Genomic DNA, 19,015 nt, shown 5'->3' with positions numbered 1-19,015 from the left:
ATCATGCCGTGCGGCGCAGTATCAGCAGATGGCGTTGGCCTTGGCAACCGGGTACGGCCAAGGCGTGTTCGCTATCGAGGTGGAAGTCTGCCGGCAATGCTAACAGCTCGTCGCTTGGATGGACGCCCTTCATTGCCAGCCAGCGGGTGTAGCGGTCGCCCAGGTGGCGGGTCCAGTTGCTGAAGTTATCCATGCTGCTGAATGCCCGGGACACAATTCCGTTGAAAGGCTGTTCAGGTGTGAATTCTTCGACCCGGCTGTGGATAACTTGCAGGTTATCCAGTTTGAGCTCGAGTTTGACCTGGGTCAGGAAGCGGGTTTTCTTACCGTTACTGTCCAGGCACGTCACTTGTGATTCAGGAAACAGGATCGCCAACGGGATGCCAGGCATGCCACCGCCACTGCCAACGTCGAGCCAGCGGCCGTTTTCGATAAACGGCATCACGCTCAAACTGTCGAGCAAATGGCGGGAGACCATTTCGTCCGGATTACGCACTGCGGTCAGGTTGTAAGCCTTGTTCCATTTGATCAACAGGGCCAGGTAGCCCAACAGCAACTCGTGCTGGACGTCAGTCAGGTCTACACCCAATTGGCGTGCACCTGTGGATAACTCTTCGGCGTGTTGCGAGGTGACCAACGAACTCAAGCGCTTTGCTCCAACTGACGGCCCGCGCCGCGTTTTTTCAAATGAATCATCAACAGCGAAATGGCTGCTGGGGTGACTCCTGGGATTCGTGAAGCCTGGCCCAGGGTTTCCGGCCGAGTTATCCCCAGCTTGCTTTGGATTTCTTTCGACAAGCCGGAAATCCCGGTGTAGTCGATATCCACAGGCAGCTTGGTGTCTTCACTGGCGCGCAGGCGAGCGATCTCATCCTGTTGGCGGTCAATGTAACCGGCGTACTTGGTCTTGATCTCGACCTGTTCAGCGACCTGTGGATCTTCTGCGCCTTGACCCGTCACTTCGACCAGACCAGCGTAGTCGATCTCCGGACGGGACAGCAGGTTCAGCAAGTTGTATTCATGTGTCAGCGGCGTGCCGAATTTTTCGGCAATCGCGTCACCTTGCTCGGTGCCAGGGCGAACCCAGGTACTTTTCAGACGTTGCTCTTCGAGCGCAATGCTTTCGCGTTTTTTGCAGAAGGCAGCCCAGCGCACATCGTCGACCAGGCCCAGTTCACGGCCTTTTTCGGTCAGGCGCAGGTCGGCGTTGTCTTCGCGCAGGATCAGGCGATATTCCGCTCGGGATGTAAACATCCGGTACGGTTCCTGGGTGCCCAGGGTAATCAGGTCATCAACCAATACCCCGATGTACGCTTCATCGCGACGCGGGCACCAACTGTCTTTGCCCTGTGCACGCAATGCCGCGTTGGTCCCGGCCAGCAAACCTTGGGCGCCTGCCTCTTCGTAACCGGTGGTGCCGTTGATTTGCCCAGCGAAAAACAGACCGCCAATCACTTTGGTTTCCAGGCTGTACTTCAGGTCACGTGGGTCGAAGTAGTCGTACTCGATGGCGTAGCCCGGCCGCACGATATGGGCATTTTCCATGCCTCGGATCGATTGCACGATCTGGATCTGCACGTCGAACGGCAAGGAAGTGGAAATCCCGTTCGGGTACAGCTCGTGGGTGGTCAAGCCTTCGGGTTCGATGAAAACCTGATGGCTTTCCTTGTCGGCGAAGCGGTGGATCTTGTCTTCGATCGATGGGCAATAACGCGGACCAATACCTTCGATGACACCGGAATACATCGGCGAACGATCAAGGTTCGCGGCAATGATTTCGTGGGTACGGGCGTTGGTGTGGGTAATCCAGCAGCTGACCTGCTTAGGGTGCTGCTCCTTGGAGCCCATGAACGACATGACAGGAATCGGCGTATCACCGGCTTGCTCGGTCATGACCGAAAAATCCACAGAACGGCCGTCAATACGTGGCGGGGTCCCGGTTTTCAGACGCCCGACTCGCAGCGGCAGTTCACGCAGGCGTTTTGCCAGGGCAATCGAGGGCGGATCACCGGCACGACCACCGGAGTAGTTCTGCATGCCGATGTGGATAAGTCCACCGAGAAAGGTACCGGTAGTCAGCACCACGGATTCTGCGAAGAAACGCAGACCCATTTGAGTGACGACACCACGGACTTGGTCCTGCTCGACGATCAGGTCATCAGCGGCTTGCTGAAATATCCACAGGTTCGGCTGGTTTTCCAGGGTTTCACGTACCGCCGCCTTGTACAGGATGCGGTCGGCTTGAGCCCGGGTTGCACGCACGGCCGGGCCTTTGCGGCTGTTGAGCACGCGAAATTGAATACCACCTTTGTCGGTGGCCATGGCCATCACGCCGCCTAGGGCATCGATTTCCTTGACCAGATGGCTTTTGCCAATCCCACCAATAGCGGGGTTGCAACTCATGGCACCGAGGGTTTCCACGTTATGCGTCAACAACAGGGTTTTTACGCCCATGCGTGCTGACGCCAGTGCTGCCTCGGTACCGGCATGACCGCCGCCGATGACGATCACTTCAAAACGGGAAGGGAAATCCACCACGCACCTCGTGCCTGCTTATGTAGGTAATTAGGAATTGATTGGTTGAGCTGGTTTTAGAGCTTTGCCGGCAAGTATAGGGACTTCGCCCTTCCTAAAGAACCCTTTGCACAAAATTTAACCAGCTGTGGATGAATCACAGACAATAGAAATTAAAAGAGAGAAATTTATAAGATCTTTGTTTTTATGTTTATTTCTACTGAACCACATTTCTGTGGATAGATTGCTATAAGCCTTTATTCACTTGATGTACAGAGATTCAAAAGTCTGTGGTCATGTGCCAATGAGGCCCTTGGATAAGTGCTTTAAGCCTGTGGATTAAACAGGTGGTTATCCACAGAGGGGTTTTTACTCAGGTTTCAAGCCCTGTTATCAACTGGGCACAGCTGCGGTTATTCACAGGGCTTAATCCACAAAAAAGTGCTCACACCGCCAAATGGCGCCCACATAAAAGCCGCCCAAGCTGGGTGAGGAATCAAAAAAAGGAATGGAATGCCCTGAAGCGGGCGAAACAGACAGGCGCGAATGGCCTGTCTGTGGACAACGAAGGGTCTACTTACCGATGCAGAAGCTGGAGAAGATCCTTCCCAGCAGGTCATCGGAGCTGAATGCGCCGGTAATTTCCCCTAGCAGTTGCTGAGCCTGGCGTAAATCCTCAGCCAGCAGCTCCCCGGCCCCCGCCAAGGTCAATTGAGCCCTGCCGTGCTCCAATGCCGCGCTGGCGTGGCGCAGCGCCTCCAGGTGCCTGCGACGTGCACTGAAGCTGCTTTCCGAGGTTTGCTCATAACCCATACAAGCTTTGAGATGATCTCGTAACAGCTCCAACCCGTCGCCAGCCGATTTAGCGCTCAGGCTGATGGTGACATGGCCGTCTTCACTGGTTTCCACGGCGATGGCTTCACCTGTCAGGTCGGCCTTGTTACGGATCAAGGTGACTTTGGCCGGGTCGGGCCGCTGCTCAAGAAATTCCGGCCACAAGGCAAAGGGGTCCACGGCTTCGGGGGCTGTGGCATCGACGACCAGCAACACCCGATCCGCCTCGCCAATCGCCTTGAGTGCTCGCTCCACACCAATTTTTTCTACCTGGTCGTCGGTGTCGCGCAAACCTGCGGTGTCGACAACGTGCAGTGGCATGCCGTCGATGTGGATATGTTCACGCAAAATATCCCGGGTGGTGCCGGCAATCTCGGTGACGATGGCCGCTTCGCGACCCGCCAGGGCATTCAGCAGACTGGATTTACCGGCATTAGGCCGCCCGGCGATCACCACCGTCATACCATCGCGCAGCAAGGCACCTTGCCCTGCTTCACGCAGCACTGTGGATAATTCCTCGCGGACTTTATCCAGCATTGCCAAGACGTGGCCATCTGCCAGGAAGTCGATTTCTTCTTCCGGAAAATCAATTGCCGCTTCAACGTAAATGCGCAAGCTGATCAGCTGTTCGGTCAAGTTATGCACACGCAGGGAAAATGCGCCCTGCAACGAGCGCAGTGCATTACGTGCGGCCTGTGCAGAACTGGCCTCAATCAGGTCGGCGATGGCTTCTGCCTGTGCCAGATCGAGTTTGTCGTTGAGAAACGCACGCTCGCTGAATTCTCCTGGTCGTGCCAAGCGGCAACCCAGTTGCAAACAGCGCTGCAGCAGCATGTCCAATACAACAGGACCGCCGTGCCCCTGCAGCTCCAGAACGTCTTCACCGGTGAAGGAATTAGGTCCCGGAAAATAGAGGGCCAGCCCCTCGTCCAACACGCTTTCATCACTGTCCAGAAAGGGACCGTAATGGGCGAAACGCGGTTTCAACTCCCGGCCGCTGATGGCTTTGGCCGCAATGCCGGCGAGCGGCCCGGAAATTCGAACGATACCGACGCCGCCGCGACCTTGAGCGGTAGCGACAGCAGCGATGGTTTCACGAGGAGCACTCATCAGCAGGTTCCAGGACAAAAGTGACGGAAAGCAAAACGCCCCACTAGGGGGCGTCTTGAGTGGTTATTCACAGAGTAAATTACGCCGCAGCTTTTTTGGTAGCCGCTTCGATTTTACGTGTGATGTACCACTGTTGAGAGATCGACAACACGTTGTTGACCACCCAGTACAGCACCAGACCCGCTGGGAACCACAGGAAGAAGAAGGTGAAGATGATTGGCATCATTTTCATTACCTTGGCCTGCATCGGATCCGGCGGTGTTGGGTTCAGACGCTGCTGGATAAACATGGTCGCGCCCATGATGATCGGCAGGATAAAGAACGGGTCTTTGATCGACAGGTCAGTTATCCACAGCATGAATGGCGCCTGGCGCATTTCCACGCTTTCCAGAAGTACCCAGTACAACGACAGGAACACCGGCATCTGCACCAGAATCGGCAAGCATCCACCCAGCGGGTTGATCTTCTCTTTCTTGTACAGCTCCATCATGGCCTGCGACATTTTCTGCCGGTCGTCGCCATGTTGTTCCTTCAACGCGGCCAGTTTCGGAGCCACGGCACGCATGCGCGCCATCGACTTGTAGCTGGCTGCCGACAGAGGGAAGAAGATCCCCTTGATCAGCATGGTCAGGAAGATGATCGAGAAGCCCCAGTTACCGACGATGCTGTGGATATGTTGCAGCAGCCAGAAAATTGGCTGGGCAATGAACCACAGGATGCCGTAGTCCACAGTCAGTTCCAGACCTGGGGACAACTCTTTCAGTACGGCCTGGCTTTTCGGGCCAGCATACAGAGTGGCGCTGGTTTCAGCCTTGGCACCTGGAGCAACGGTCAACGCTGGGCCAGTAAAACCAATGATGTAGTTACCTTGGCTGTCTTTACGGGTCTGAACCAGGTTGGCTTCACCCTTGTTCGGGATCCATGCGGTCACGAAGTAGTGTTGCAACCAGGCAACCCAGCCGCCTTGGACTGTTTCTTTCAATGCGCCCTTGTCGATATCTTTCATCGACACTTTTTTGTACGGCTCGCTACTTGTCCACAGGGCTGCGCCCAGGTAAGTCGCGGTGCCGGTGGCGGTACTGGAAGAAGGATCGGCGCTGTTATCACGTTTGAGCTGGGCAAACAGGTTGCCTGTCCACGGCTTGGCGCTTTCGTTGTCGATCAGATAAGTGACTTTCAGATCGTACAAACCGCGGGTAAAGCTGAAGCGCTTGATGTAGTTGACGCCGTCGTGACTGAATTTCAGGTCGACGTTCAGCTGGTTCTGGCCATCAGCCAGTTGATAAGTCTTTTGTTCGGTCGAATAAACCGGACGACCGGTAGCACGAGCATCCGGACCGTCAGTGCCGGTCAGGCCACTTTGCGCCAGATAAACACGTTCACCGCCGTTATCGAACAGTTGGAACGGAACATCTGGATGGTCTTGGCGACGCGGATACAGTGGCAGCTTCAGCTGCGCGATATCACCACCTTGTGGGTCGATAGCCAGGTCGAGCACATCCGTTTTTACATGGATGAGGTCTTTATTGGTGACCACTGGCGTTTCTACAGGAGTGCTGGTATCGGCATTCGCGCTGGGTACATCGGCACTGGCGGAAGCATTGTTACCCAGCGGGGTGTCCGGAATAGCCGGCGCAGCCTGATTGGTAGCAACATTCTGAGTCGGCAGGGCAGCCTGGCCATAGTCCTGGTTCCACTTAAGAACCATGACATAGGACACGATTGCCAGGGCGACGATCAGGATCGTGCGTTTAATATCCATGATTACTCGGCCATCGAAGAAGAACGGGAGGTAGGGATAGGTGGAACCGGGTCATAACCACCGGGATTCCACGGATGACAGCGACCTAAACGACGAAAGGTCAGCCAGCCACCGCGCAGAAGACCATGATTTTCTATGGCCTCTAACGCGTAGCAGGAACAACTGGGGTAGAAACGACAGTGGTTGGCCATCAGAGGACTAATGGCATAACGGTAAAACTGGATCGGAACGAGGGCCAGTTTACGCATCGGTGCTGTCTACCCCTACAGTTTCGGTGCTGACTGCTGGTGTTGGCTTGTTGGTACGCGCCAAACGTTTCCAGAGCTTGCCGAAATGCTGAATCAATTCGGGGTTTTCTACATCCCCCAAGCCTTTGCGCGCGACGATAACAATATCCCAACCAACCAGAGTGTCCTGGTGGAGGCGAAACGATTCGCGCATCAGACGCTTGAGGCGATTGCGCTCAACGGAGAGCTTTACGCTCTTCTTGCCAATCACCAACCCTAGACGTGGGTGATCAAGATCGTTGTTACGCGCAAGGAGCAGGAGATTTTTCCCCGGAACCTTGCCGGTGGGGGAGTCAAAGACTGCCTTGAAGTGTCGGGGGGTTAGCAGACGCTTTTCCCGACTGAAGTCCTGACTCACCACCAGTACCGGATTATCAAACTGCCAGACGCGCACGACCTTTGGCGCGGCGACGCGACAGGACAGCACGGCCGTTCTTGGTAGCCATGCGAGCACGGAAGCCGTGGGTACGGGCGCGTTTGATGGTGCTTGGTTGGAAAGTACGTTTCATGGCGTTGTTACCTGGTTCGTCCACAACGGGCCGGAATGGCCCCCGTTTTAAGAGACCGGCGATTCTAGAGAAAGCAAGCCTCTAGGTCAATTTCCAACCAGCTTTTCCTTTAATTAGATCTTTTATGGGTAACGAGCCCTTTTCGTGTCGACCGCCTTCCAAGGACGATGCGATAGATATAAAAATAAAGAAGGAAGTTATTTAAAGCTTTTCTGTAAAGCTTATAAAAGCTAGGCACGCGATCATCTGTGGATAACTACCTTTAGCCCTTGTTCTACGTGATGTACAGAGAATGACAAAGCGGGGGAGAAGCAGTGCTCTGCCTGTGCTGCGCTGTCGGATAAGCTGTGTGTGGAATGGCATGTTATCCACAGGCCAGTTACCCACAGACTTTCGAGCCCACTTGTACAACGAGCTTAGGTACGCTTATCCACAGACCTTATGCACAGACCATTGGTCGCCTTTTTTGTGGTTAAGGCATTGATTTTGGGTGGCCTGTGAGCAACCTACATGTGGATAAGTGGGCGGCTGGCCGCTACAATGGCGGCTGTTTTTGCCTCACCGGCTTTCAACTTAGGGGATATCCGTGTCAGTGGAACTTTGGCAGCAGTGCGTGGAGCTTTTGCGCGATGAGCTGCCTGCCCAGCAATTCAACACCTGGATCCGTCCGCTACAGGTCGAAGCCGAAGGCGACGAGTTGCGTGTCTACGCGCCTAATCGTTTTGTTCTTGACTGGGTCAACGAGAAATACCTCAGCCGCGTTCTCGAATTGCTCGATGAACACGGTAATGGCCTCGCGCCCGTGCTTTCCTTATTAATAGGCAGCAAACGTAGCTCGGCACCTCGTGCTGCGCCGAATGCGCCTTTGGCTGCCGCGGCCTCGCAAGCCCAGGCTGCAGCGGCTCCGGTTGCTGCGTCGCCTGCTCCTGCGCCGGCGCCATCCAAATCCGCTGCGCAAAAAAACGCCCCGGAGAATGAAGAGCCGTCCCGCGACAGCTTCGACCCCATGGCGGGGGCCAGCTCCCAGCAAGCACCGGTACGCGCTGAACAGCGCACCGTGCAGGTTGAAGGGGCGCTCAAGCACACCAGTTACCTGAACCGCACCTTTACCTTTGAAAACTTTGTCGAAGGTAAATCCAACCAGTTGGCGCGTGCGGCCGCCTGGCAAGTCGCCGATAACCCCAAGCATGGTTACAACCCACTCTTCCTTTATGGTGGTGTGGGTTTGGGTAAGACGCACTTGATGCACGCTGTGGGTAACCACCTATTAAAGAAGAACCCTAATGCCAAGGTTGTATACCTGCATTCGGAGCGCTTCGTGGCTGACATGGTCAAGGCCCTGCAGCTCAATGCAATCAATGAGTTCAAGCGTTTCTACCGCTCCGTTGATGCCTTGCTGATCGATGACATTCAATTCTTCGCCCGCAAGGAACGCTCTCAGGAAGAGTTTTTCCATACCTTCAACGCCCTGCTCGAAGGCGGCCAGCAGGTCATCTTGACCAGTGACCGTTACCCGAAGGAAATCGAAGGTCTGGAAGAGCGCTTGAAGTCGCGTTTCGGTTGGGGCCTGACCGTTGCGGTAGAGCCGCCGGAGCTGGAAACCCGAGTTGCGATCCTGATGAAAAAGGCCGACCAGGCGAAAGTCGATCTGCCTCACGACGCCGCGTTCTTTATTGCCCAACGCATTCGCTCCAACGTGCGAGAGCTGGAAGGTGCGCTCAAGCGGGTCATCGCGCACTCGCACTTCATGGGTCGCGACATCACCATCGAGTTGATTCGTGAATCCCTGAAAGACTTGTTGGCACTGCAGGACAAACTGGTGAGTGTGGATAACATCCAGCGCACCGTAGCCGAGTACTACAAGATCAAGATTTCCGACCTGCTGTCCAAGCGTCGTTCGCGTTCGGTAGCACGTCCCCGTCAGGTGGCCATGGCGCTTTCCAAAGAGCTGACCAACCACAGCCTGCCGGAAATCGGTGATGTGTTTGGCGGTCGCGACCACACCACGGTCTTGCACGCATGCCGCAAGATCAACGAACTTAAGGAATCCGACGCGGATATTCGCGAGGACTACAAGAACCTGCTGCGTACACTGACTACGTGATGACACCAGCGCAGCTTATTAAGGCAAGGGACTAGACCATGCATTTCACCATTCAACGCGAAGCCCTGTTGAAACCCCTGCAACTGGTCGCAGGCGTCGTCGAGCGCCGACAGACCTTGCCGGTGCTTTCCAACGTATTACTGGTGGTCGAAGGCCAGCAGTTGTCCTTGACCGGTACCGACCTGGAAGTCGAGCTGGTTGGGCGTGTACAGCTCGAAGAGCCCGCTGAACCGGGTGAGATCACCGTGCCGGCGCGCAAGCTGATGGACATCTGCAAAAGCCTGCCGAATGACGCGCTGATCGACATCAAGGTCGATGAGCAGAAGCTGGTGGTCAAGGCAGGTCGCAGCCGTTTCACCTTGTCCACCTTGCCGGCCAATGATTTCCCTACCGTGGAAGAAGGCCCAGGCTCGCTGACGTGCAGCCTGGAGCAAAGCAAGCTGCGTCGCTTGATCGAGCGCACCAGCTTCGCTATGGCCCAGCAAGACGTGCGTTACTACCTCAACGGTATGCTGCTGGAAGTATCGGAAGGCATCATCCGTGCTGTCGCCACCGACGGTCACCGTCTGGCGATGTGCTCGATGCGCGCCGATATTGGCCAGCCTGACCGCCACCAGGTCATCGTTCCACGTAAAGGCATCCTTGAGTTGGCGCGTTTGCTCACCGAGCCGGACGGTAACGTCAGTATCGTCCTGGGTCAGCACCATATTCGCGCAACCACTGGCGAATTCACGTTCACCTCCAAGCTGGTTGACGGTAAGTTCCCGGATTACGAGCGTGTGTTGCCCAAAGGTGGCGACAAGTTGGTGATCGGCGATCGTCAAGCCCTGCGTGAAGCATTCAGCCGTACCGCGATTCTGTCGAACGAAAAGTACCGCGGTATTCGCCTGCAACTGGCCAACGGTCAACTGAAAATCCAGGCCAACAACCCGGAGCAGGAAGAGGCGGAAGAAGAAGTGGGCGTCGACTACAACGGCGGTTCGCTGGAGATCGGCTTTAACGTGAGCTACCTGTTGGACGTGCTGGGTGTGATGACCACCGAACAGGTTCGCCTGATTCTGTCTGACTCCAACAGCAGCGCCCTGGTGCAAGAATCCGACAACGACGACTCGGCTTATGTTGTCATGCCGATGCGCCTGTAATCATGCTCAGCAGAAGCTAGATGTCCCTCAGTCGTGTCTCGGTCACCGCGGTGCGCAATCTGCACCCGGTGACCTTCTCCCCCTCTCCCCGCATCAATATCCTCCATGGCGCCAACGGCAGCGGTAAAACCAGCGTGCTGGAAGCCATCCATTTGCTGGGGCTTGCGCGTTCTTTCCGCAGTGCTCGCCTGTTACCTGTGATTCAGTACGAGCAGTTGGCGTGCACGGTATTTGGTCAAGTTGAATTGGCTGAAGGCGGTCACAGCAACCTGGGGATATCCCGTGATCGCGGTGGTGAGTTTCAGATCCGTATTGATGGGCAGAATGCTCGCAGTGCGGCGCAACTGGCAGAAATTCTGCCATTGCAACTGATTAACCCTGACAGTTTTCGCCTGTTGGAAGGTGCGCCGAAAATTCGTAGGCAGTTCCTCGATTGGGGCGTGTTCCACGTGGAACCACGATTCATGGCCACTTGGCAGCGCCTGCAGAAGGCCCTGCGGCAGCGGAACTCGTGGCTGCGGCATGGTACACTTGACGCCGCTTCGCAAGCAGCCTGGGACCGGGAACTGTGCCTGGCCAGCGACGAAATAGATGAATACCGCCGCGCCTATATCAAAGCCTTGAAACCAGTCTTTGAGCAGACCTTGAGCGAGTTGTTGGATCTCGAGGGGCTGACGCTGAGTTACTACCGGGGTTGGGACAAAGAACGTGAGCTGAGTGCAGTGCTCTCGACGTCCTTGCAACGGGATCAGCAAATCGGCCACACCCAGGCCGGACCCCAACGCGCTGATTTGCGCCTTAGATTAGGTGCACACAATGCCGCGGATATCTTATCCCGTGGCCAGCAGAAGTTGGTGGTGTGCGCGCTGCGTATTGCGCAGGGGCATCTGGTTAGCCAGGCCCGGCGTGGCCAGTGTATTTATCTGGTGGATGATTTGCCGTCTGAACTCGACGAGCAACACCGCCGCTCGCTATGCCGCTTGTTGGAAGACTTACGCTGCCAGGTGTTTATCACCTGTGTAGACCATGAATTATTGAGGGAAGGCTGGCAGACGGAAACGCCAGTCGCTTTGTTCCACGTGGAACAAGGCCGTATCACCCAGACCCACGACCATCGGGAGTGAAGGCATGAGCGAAGAAAACACGTACGACTCGACCAGCATTAAAGTGCTGAAAGGTTTGGATGCCGTACGCAAACGTCCCGGTATGTACATCGGCGACACCGATGATGGTAGCGGTCTGCACCACATGGTGTTCGAGGTGGTCGATAACTCCATCGACGAAGCTCTGGCCGGTCACTGCGACGACATCAGCATTATCATCCATCCGGATGAGTCCATTACCGTGCGCGACAACGGTCGCGGTATTCCGGTCGATGTGCACAAAGAAGAAGGCGTCTCGGCAGCCGAGGTCATCATGACCGTGTTGCACGCCGGCGGTAAGTTCGACGATAACTCCTATAAAGTCTCCGGCGGTTTGCACGGTGTGGGTGTGTCTGTAGTGAACGCTCTTTCCGAAGAGCTGATCCTGACCGTTCGCCGCAGCGGCAAGATTTGGGAACAGACCTACGTCCACGGCGTGCCACAAGAGCCGATGAAGATCGTCGGCGACAGTGAAAGCACCGGTACCCAGATTCACTTCAAGCCTTCGGCTGAAACCTTCAAGAATATCCATTTCAGCTGGGACATCCTGGCCAAGCGGATTCGTGAGCTGTCCTTCCTCAACTCCGGTGTCGGCATCGTCCTCAAGGACGAGCGCAGCGGCAAGGAAGAACTGTTCAAGTACGAAGGCGGCTTGCGTGCCTTCGTTGAATACCTGAACACCAACAAGACTGCGGTCAACCAGGTGTTCCACTTCAACATTCAGCGTGAAGACGGTATCGGCGTAGAAATCGCCCTGCAGTGGAACGATAGCTTCAACGAGAACCTGTTGTGCTTCACCAACAACATTCCTCAGCGCGACGGCGGTACCCACCTGGTGGGTTTCCGTTCCGCACTGACGCGTAACCTGAATACCTACATCGAAGCGGAAGGCCTGGCGAAGAAGCATAAAGTCGCCACTACCGGTGACGATGCTCGTGAAGGTCTGACCGCGATTATCTCGGTCAAGGTTCCGGATCCGAAGTTCAGCTCCCAGACCAAAGACAAACTGGTGTCTTCCGAAGTGAAGACCGCCGTTGAACAGGAAATGGGCAAGTATTTCTCCGATTTCCTGCTGGAAAACCCGAACGAAGCCAAGCTGGTTGTCGGCAAGATGATCGACGCTGCGCGTGCCCGTGAAGCGGCGCGTAAAGCCCGTGAAATGACCCGTCGTAAAGGCGCGCTGGATATCGCCGGCTTGCCAGGCAAACTGGCGGACTGCCAGGAGAAGGACCCTGCCCTTTCCGAACTGTACCTGGTGGAAGGTGACTCTGCTGGCGGTTCCGCCAAGCAGGGTCGCAACCGTCGTACCCAAGCCATCCTGCCGTTGAAGGGTAAGATCCTCAACGTCGAGAAAGCTCGCTTCGACAAGATGATCTCCTCCCAGGAAGTCGGCACGTTGATCACGGCGCTGGGCTGCGGTATTGGTCGTGACGAGTACAACATCGACAAGCTGCGCTACCACAACATCATCATCATGACCGATGCTGACGTCGACGGTTCGCACATTCGTACCTTGTTGCTGACCTTCTTCTTCCGTCAGTTGCCGGAGCTGATCGAGCGTGGCTACATCTACATCGCTCAGCCGCCGTTGTACAAAGTGAAAAAGGGCAAGCAAGAGCAATACATCAAAGACGACGACGCCATGGAAGAGTACATGACGCAGTCGGCCCTGGAAGATGCGAGCCTGCACCTGAACGACGAAGCCCCGGGTATCTCCGGTGAGGCGCTGGAGCGTCTGGTTAACGACTTCCGCATGGTCATGAAGACTCTCAAGCGTTTGTCGCGCCTGTACCCTCAGGAGCTGACCGAGCACTTCATCTACCTGCCGGCCGTAAGCCTGGAGCAGCTGGGCGATCATGCAGCGATGCAAGATTGGCTGGCCCAGTACGAAGTACGCCTGCGTACTGTTGAGAAGTCGGGCCTGGTATACAAAGCCAGCCTGCGCGAAGACCGTGAACGTAACGTATGGCTGCCTGAGGTCGAACTGATCTCCCACGGTCTGTCGAACTACGTCACCTTCAACCGCGACTTCTTCGGTAGCAACGACTACAAAACCGTCGTTACTCTTGGCGCGCAATTGAGCACCCTGCTGGACGACGGTGCTTACATCCAGCGTGGCGAGCGCAAGAAAGCAGTCAAAGAGTTCAAGGAAGCCTTGGATTGGTTGATGGCCGAAAGTACCAAGCGTCACACTATCCAGCGATACAAAGGTCTGGGCGAAATGAACCCGGATCAGCTGTGGGAAACCACCATGGACCCCGCTCAGCGTCGTATGCTGCGCGTGACCATCGAAGACGCCATTGGTGCAGACCAGATCTTCAACACCTTGATGGGTGATGCGGTCGAGCCACGTCGTGACTTCATCGAGAGTAACGCCTTGGCGGTGTCTAACCTGGATTTCTGATCAGGTGTCGATGGGCACATTAAGTGTCGCGAGTGGGCGGGTTATTGTCGCTCTCTAATGAAAACCCCCGGCCTCGTGCCGGGGTTTTTCTATGTATTGATCTATAAATATGGCCCAATGATCGTCATTCCCTCGAATGGAATAGACCAGGGTGATCCTGCCCAGGGCGACCATGCTTAAGGTCGAGCAGATGGTGAGTTGCCAAGCCTCAGTGGGAAGATATGCGTCAGGACTTTCGCTCAAAGGGTTGGCTCAGCAACAGACGAATCGGAAATACCGCGATCCAGACACATTGGTAAATGCTTCGGAAAATGTACAAAGTCACTCAAGGGTAGTACCAGAAGCTGCTGGGCTCTAGAAGCACCGGGCCACACCTTCGCTTGGATTGAAGCAATGCTTCTCGTAGCTTCTGTAATTTGATAGGCGCGGTTTGTTAGGTTTACCGCACAGCGTCACCGGTAGCTCTCTCTCGCACCCATATCTATCAGTTTCTGTGGGGGCGAGTTGCTCGAATACAAAACAGTGAGAATAAGGTGTGAGTAGCAAACCAACGAAAACAATGATTTCTCTCTTCAGTGGAGCAGGTGGGCTGGATCTTGGATTGAGCGCGGCCGGATTTACCAACAAATTATGTGTGGAAATCGACGAAATTGCTCAACAGACGCTTACCTTAAATCATCCAAAATGGAAAATAGCTTGTCCTGGCGATATCCACGCATTAACACCTAGCGAATTGCTAAAACAAGCAAATCTTAAGCCTAGAGAACTCACCCTCCTCGCTGGCGGGCCGCCATGCCAACCTTTCTCTAAGTCCGGATATTGGGCAACAGGGGATACAGATCGTCTGACGGATCCACGAGCTAGAACGTTAAAAGCCTATTTAGATATCGTCCGTGAAGCTCAACCGGAAGTTATTTTGCTTGAAAATGTCAAAGGTATAGCCTTCTCAGAGAAGGATGAAGGTTTACAGCTTTTGATAAATGAACTAAACAATATCAATAGAGCAAAGAAAACCAACTACAAACCTCATGTAATTACAGTGAATGCCGCTGATTATGGAGTACCTCAATCAAGGGAGCGTGTATTCATTCTTGCTAGTAGGGATGGTATGCACTTCAATCCTCCAGCGCCCACACATTTCGATCCTGAAAAATCTCAGGGTAAAGGCTTACCCTATTTAACATCGTGGGATGCGATTGGCGACCTGGACGTTGATATTTGGCCTGATGATGTTAAACCCTCAGGAAAATGGGCTGATCTACTGCCAACAATACCCGAAGGGCAAAACTACCTGTGGCACACAGAAAAGATGGGGGGATTACCGCTGTTTGGTTGGCGAACACGGTTTTGGTCGTTTCTTCTAAAGCTAGCCAAAGATAAGCCAAGCTGGACGATTCAGGCTCAGCCTGGCCCTGCAACAGGCCCTTTTCACTGGCAAGGAAGATTGCTGTCGGTTCGTGAACTCGCCCGAATCCAAACCTTCCCAGATGACTACATGTTTGCAGGCGATCGACGTGCCGCTCACATCCAGATCGGCAATGCGGTCCCTCCGGCGATTGGGGAGCTTTTTGGATTGGAAATACGGAGTCAACTTCTCGGGGAGCGAGTTCGTAGAAAGCTAAAGCTCATTCCTGAAAAAAGGACTGACTGTCCATCACCGGAAAAGCCAAAATCGGTACCGAAAAAATATTTGTCATTAAGTGGCGCTCACGATGCCCACCCCGGAACAGGGAAAGGTCCTGGAGCACAAAAACGCGAACAGAAGGAACACGTCCATGCCAGATAGCAGCAAACGAGAGTCGCGCTCACGAATTCTCGAAGCACTTGAGCGTGAGTTAATGGGCCCCACTTCTACGGATGAGGTAATCACTGAATTTCCTACCACCCGTTATGTTGTTGGACGGCTGGCACCTTTGAAGTCAGAGATTCCAGAACTGGAGCGCGACCAGATTGCTGCCGGGAACGATGATGATGAAGGCGGTGAATACGAGCCTCAACCACCGCTCATTGGGGGCTTTAGCCCTTCCTCCATGGGGCTCTCATTCCTCATATCCCAAGATACTCAAACAATTAATGCCAGGGCTTCGTGGGGCGACTACAGACGCGAAAAGGATGAGTCCGAAGGTGGAACCTATTGGAAGCGTTACCAGAGGTCAGTTTTAGTAGAGACCATCCCTGTTAACACAATCGGCAAACTCAAGCCAATCGCCCTATCTAAGTCCATTGCTCCAGCCTCTATAATCATTACACCGGAAGGTTTCCGAGGGCCTGGGGAGAATGGCGATGGAGACGCTCAAGTATTCCTCGAAGGAGTCGTTCACCATATCGATGGGGCCAAAGCAATTAGTCTGTTCCTAGTTAACAGGCGACCAAAAGGTGAAGATTCCGATAGGGCAAAAGATCAGCAATGGTTGATGCAACCTAAACTAGAACTGTTTTCAGCTGAAAAAAACCCCATATTTGTAGCTAAGGATTTTGATAAGGAAATTTCAAAAGACCTAGAAATTACTACGGCCAACATGCTCTATCGCGATGCGAAAGAATTCGCAACTGGCCATGGAGTAGCCGCTGGCTGGGACGGGGTGAACGCTACGCGTGATCGTGCCAGCGTCCTATTTACCGATTTTATCCCCAACTCCGAAGTGCCAAGCCTAATCGCTCAAAGTGGAGATATCCCCGATCTGAATCTGGATATGTGGCAACTGAGCAGGTGCACCTCCCCTACCGACGTATTCAACGCTATCGAACCGCTGGTCTCAGCTTATGACCAATGGATTACAGATAGAAAACAAGAGGCAAAAAACGCGCCCTTTATTTCCACACCGGAGAACCGGGATACTGCAACAGTTCTCATAGAAGCGTGCGAAGACGCTGCTCGACGAATGCGCGAAGGTTTGGAACTCATCAAAAATGAATCGAAGGCCTTTGAAGCATTTTTGTTTGCCAACCACGTTATGTGGGATCAGCGCATTCACGCCATTTGGGCGGGCAGAAATCGAGACGAAGGGCAAATTGTCGGAGCGCCTGCTGACTTTGATATGCCAAACAACCGTACGTGGCGACCATTTCAAATGGGCTTCATTTTGCTCAATATTGCGAGCATGGTGAACAAGCCTAAAACGGGTGAAAAGATTGCGTCAGATCGAAAACTTGTTGATCTGCTGTGGTTCCCAACAGGTGGCGGTAAAACGGAAGCCTATCTCGGCTTAGCAGCGTTCACATTGGCGTATCGACGTTTGCGCGGCGACGTAAATGGTCTTGATTCTAGCGCCGGCGTAACCATTATCATGCGTTATACACTGCGTCTGCTGACGGTGCAGCAATTTCAACGTGCGACCGCGTTGATCTGCGCCTGTGAGTTGGTACGCAAAAGTGACCCTGGCAAGTGGGGCTACGAACCTTTCAAAATTGGCCTATGGGTCGGGAAAGCTACAACGCCCAATGACGCCAAAGCATCTGGCAAGGCGCTGGAAGATTTGGAAGAAGGCAAGAAACCACGTGACGGTAGTCCGGTACAGTTAGTTTCTTGCCCCCGTTGCGGCACCTCATTGGTAACCCCTCAAGGAAAGCCGGAAAACCAGACTTACGATTTCGATAACGCTAGGTTAAGAACGCTCGTTCGCTGCCCCAATCCGAAATGTGAATTTTGTGCCCGCCGTTCTAACGACCAAGGTCTACCGGTAGTCGTGGTCGATGATGAAATTTATCGCGAATGTCCATCATTGGTTATCGCCACGGTGGACAAATTTGCCCGCATGCCATTCAAGGGCGAAACGCAGGCACTATTCGGATTACGAGATAGATACAGCCCAACCTACGGGCACCTGACGCCAGCTCACGGCGAAAAACCCAATCAACGAATGGTAAAAGACGGTCAACCAGCACGCCGTTTAGTGCCGCCAGAATTGATCATTCAGGACGAACTACATCTGATTTCCGGCCCACTTGGTACCATGGTCGGCCTATATGAAACAGCCGTTGATTTTTTAACGCGCATTGAAACCGAAACTGGGGTCTCAGTTCCAGCAAAGATCATTGCCTCCACTGCCACAATACGCCGCGCTCGCGAGCAAATTCGCCAACTCTATAACCGCGATCTGGCTATCTTCCCGGCGAGTGGTTTGTCATCCAAAGATTCCTTCTTTGCCAAAGAGCAGGATATCAAAGAGGACGACGATAAGACTGCCGGTCGATTGTATGTGGGTTTGAACGCGCCAGGCTCCAGTACCAAAACCTTGCTCGTTCGCGTATATGCAGCGCTGCTGGCGGCCGGTGAGGCGGAAATCACCCGTGACCATGAAGCGGCAGATCCCTACGCTACGGTTGTCGGCTATTTCAATAGCCTTCGCGCACTAGGTGGTGCACGCCGACTGGTTGAAGACGACATAAAAAAACGTCTTCGTTATTTAGCTCACCAAAGAGGCTTTCCTCAGCGTTATATCAATGACCCAGATGAGCTGACCAGTCGACTCGATTCTTGGCGAATTCCCGGCTTGTTAAAAAGGCTTGATAACAAATTCCCGCGCGAAAAAGACAAGCAGTACCCCGTCGATGTTCTGCTAGCCACCAACATGATTTCCGTAGGCGTGGATATCGATCGACTCGGCTTGATGGTTGTTACAGGCCAACCTAAAAGTACCTCCGAATATATCCAAGCTACCAGTCGGGTGGGCCGAAAGCATCCTGGTTTGGTGATCACTATGTACAACTGGCTTGGTACGCGTGATCTTTCTCACTACGAACATTTCCGAGCTTACCATGCGGCGCTTTATCGATACGTTGAGGCCATTAGCGTCACACCTTTTTCGTCACGAGCTTTGGATAGAGGCTTACTTGGTGCCTTTGCTGCCATGCAGCGCTTGGGTGGGCAAAACATGGCTCGCGAAGTTCAGGCCCAAAATTTTGATCCGGCTTTGCCCTGCACAGATCTCATGATCACTAATATCACCCTGCGCGCGGCAGATTTGGTGGGTAAGAAAAACGCCAAATTGGTAAACGATCGACTGATGTCGAGCCGCGATGATTGGGCGCACTACGCCGATGATCTTTTGCGCTATTCCTGGCTGAAAAGTGGTGAACGCCCCCCAAATAACTCCCGCGTATTACTTAAAACATCGGGAACGGATAACGAAGGCCAATGGACAACGCCAGGATCTTTGCGCGAAGTGGAACCAACCGCAGCATTTTATCTTAGTGACGAGGAGTAA

The 19,015-nt window shown here is 54.1% G+C and carries 13 protein-coding genes; 6 read left to right on the top strand and 7 right to left on the bottom strand.

All coding sequences use genetic code 11. The features are described from left to right. Position 1: 1 nt before the first annotated feature. From rsmG to rpmH, 7 genes are all read right to left on the bottom strand, one after another. Positions 2 to 646 carry a 16S rRNA (guanine(527)-N(7))-methyltransferase RsmG gene (gene rsmG, locus M5B43_RS00730; protein WP_248748349.1) on the bottom strand — a complete coding sequence of 215 codons (645 nt, stop codon included), beginning with the start codon at positions 644 to 646 and terminating at the stop codon, positions 2 to 4. Further along, positions 643 to 2,535 carry a tRNA uridine-5-carboxymethylaminomethyl(34) synthesis enzyme MnmG gene (gene mnmG / locus M5B43_RS00725; protein WP_105696012.1) on the bottom strand — a complete coding sequence of 631 codons (1,893 nt, stop codon included), beginning with the start codon at positions 2,533 to 2,535 and terminating at the stop codon, positions 643 to 645. The genes rsmG and mnmG overlap by 4 nt, the downstream gene beginning before the upstream one ends. Before the next feature lie 552 nt (positions 2,536 to 3,087). Further along, entirely contained in the window at positions 3,088 to 4,458 is a 1,371-nt protein-coding gene (mnmE, locus tag M5B43_RS00720) for a tRNA uridine-5-carboxymethylaminomethyl(34) synthesis GTPase MnmE (protein ID WP_248748348.1), read from the bottom strand. Between the two features lie 79 nt (positions 4,459 to 4,537). Further along, the gene (gene yidC / locus M5B43_RS00715; RefSeq protein WP_248748347.1) at positions 4,538 to 6,220 is read right to left on the bottom strand and encodes a membrane protein insertase YidC; all 1,683 of its coding nucleotides are present in this window, start codon (positions 6,218 to 6,220) and stop codon (positions 4,538 to 4,540) included. A gap of 2 nt (positions 6,221 to 6,222) precedes the next feature. Then, positions 6,223 to 6,468, bottom strand: coding sequence for a membrane protein insertion efficiency factor YidD (yidD, locus tag M5B43_RS00710; RefSeq protein WP_003213574.1), 246 nt, complete (start codon positions 6,466 to 6,468; stop codon positions 6,223 to 6,225). After that, a complete protein-coding gene (gene rnpA / locus M5B43_RS00705; protein WP_248748529.1) occupies positions 6,461 to 6,865 on the bottom strand; it encodes a ribonuclease P protein component in 405 nt (134 codons plus the stop codon). The genes yidD and rnpA overlap by 8 nt, the downstream gene beginning before the upstream one ends. A 16-nt stretch (positions 6,866 to 6,881) precedes the next feature. Next, positions 6,882 to 7,016, bottom strand: coding sequence for a 50S ribosomal protein L34 (gene rpmH / locus M5B43_RS00700; protein ID WP_003213577.1), 135 nt, complete (start codon positions 7,014 to 7,016; stop codon positions 6,882 to 6,884). Positions 7,017 to 7,602: 586 nt separating this feature from the next. Here rpmH and dnaA point away from each other — a divergent pair. The 6 genes from dnaA (at position 7,603) to drmA (ending at position 19,015) form a co-directional block, all read left to right on the top strand. Continuing rightward, the gene (gene dnaA, locus M5B43_RS00695) at positions 7,603 to 9,120 is read left to right on the top strand and encodes a chromosomal replication initiator protein DnaA (RefSeq protein ID WP_248748346.1); all 1,518 of its coding nucleotides are present in this window, start codon (positions 7,603 to 7,605) and stop codon (positions 9,118 to 9,120) included. A gap of 38 nt (positions 9,121 to 9,158) precedes the next feature. Further along, a complete protein-coding gene (dnaN, locus tag M5B43_RS00690; RefSeq protein WP_005783345.1) occupies positions 9,159 to 10,262 on the top strand; it encodes a DNA polymerase III subunit beta in 1,104 nt (367 codons plus the stop codon). Positions 10,263 to 10,282: 20 nt separating this feature from the next. Continuing rightward, a complete protein-coding gene (gene recF, locus M5B43_RS00685) occupies positions 10,283 to 11,386 on the top strand; it encodes a DNA replication/repair protein RecF (RefSeq protein WP_248748345.1) in 1,104 nt (367 codons plus the stop codon). Positions 11,387 to 11,390: 4 nt separating this feature from the next. Continuing rightward, positions 11,391 to 13,808, top strand: a complete 2,418-nt coding sequence (gyrB, locus tag M5B43_RS00680) for a DNA topoisomerase (ATP-hydrolyzing) subunit B (RefSeq protein WP_248748344.1) — start codon at positions 11,391 to 11,393, stop codon at positions 13,806 to 13,808. A gap of 535 nt (positions 13,809 to 14,343) precedes the next feature. Next, complete coding sequence (gene dcm, locus M5B43_RS00675; protein ID WP_248748343.1) at positions 14,344 to 15,594, top strand: DNA (cytosine-5-)-methyltransferase; 1,251 nt, start codon at positions 14,344 to 14,346, stop codon at positions 15,592 to 15,594. Beyond that, positions 15,584 to 19,015, top strand: coding sequence for a DISARM system helicase DrmA (drmA, locus tag M5B43_RS00670; protein WP_248748342.1), 3,432 nt, complete (start codon positions 15,584 to 15,586; stop codon positions 19,013 to 19,015). The genes dcm and drmA overlap by 11 nt, the downstream gene beginning before the upstream one ends.

The organism is Pseudomonas sp. MWU15-20650 (genome assembly GCF_023242475.1).
Classification (GTDB): domain Bacteria; phylum Pseudomonadota; class Gammaproteobacteria; order Pseudomonadales; family Pseudomonadaceae; genus Aquipseudomonas.
This window is presented reverse-complemented; position numbering and strand designations above follow the sequence as displayed.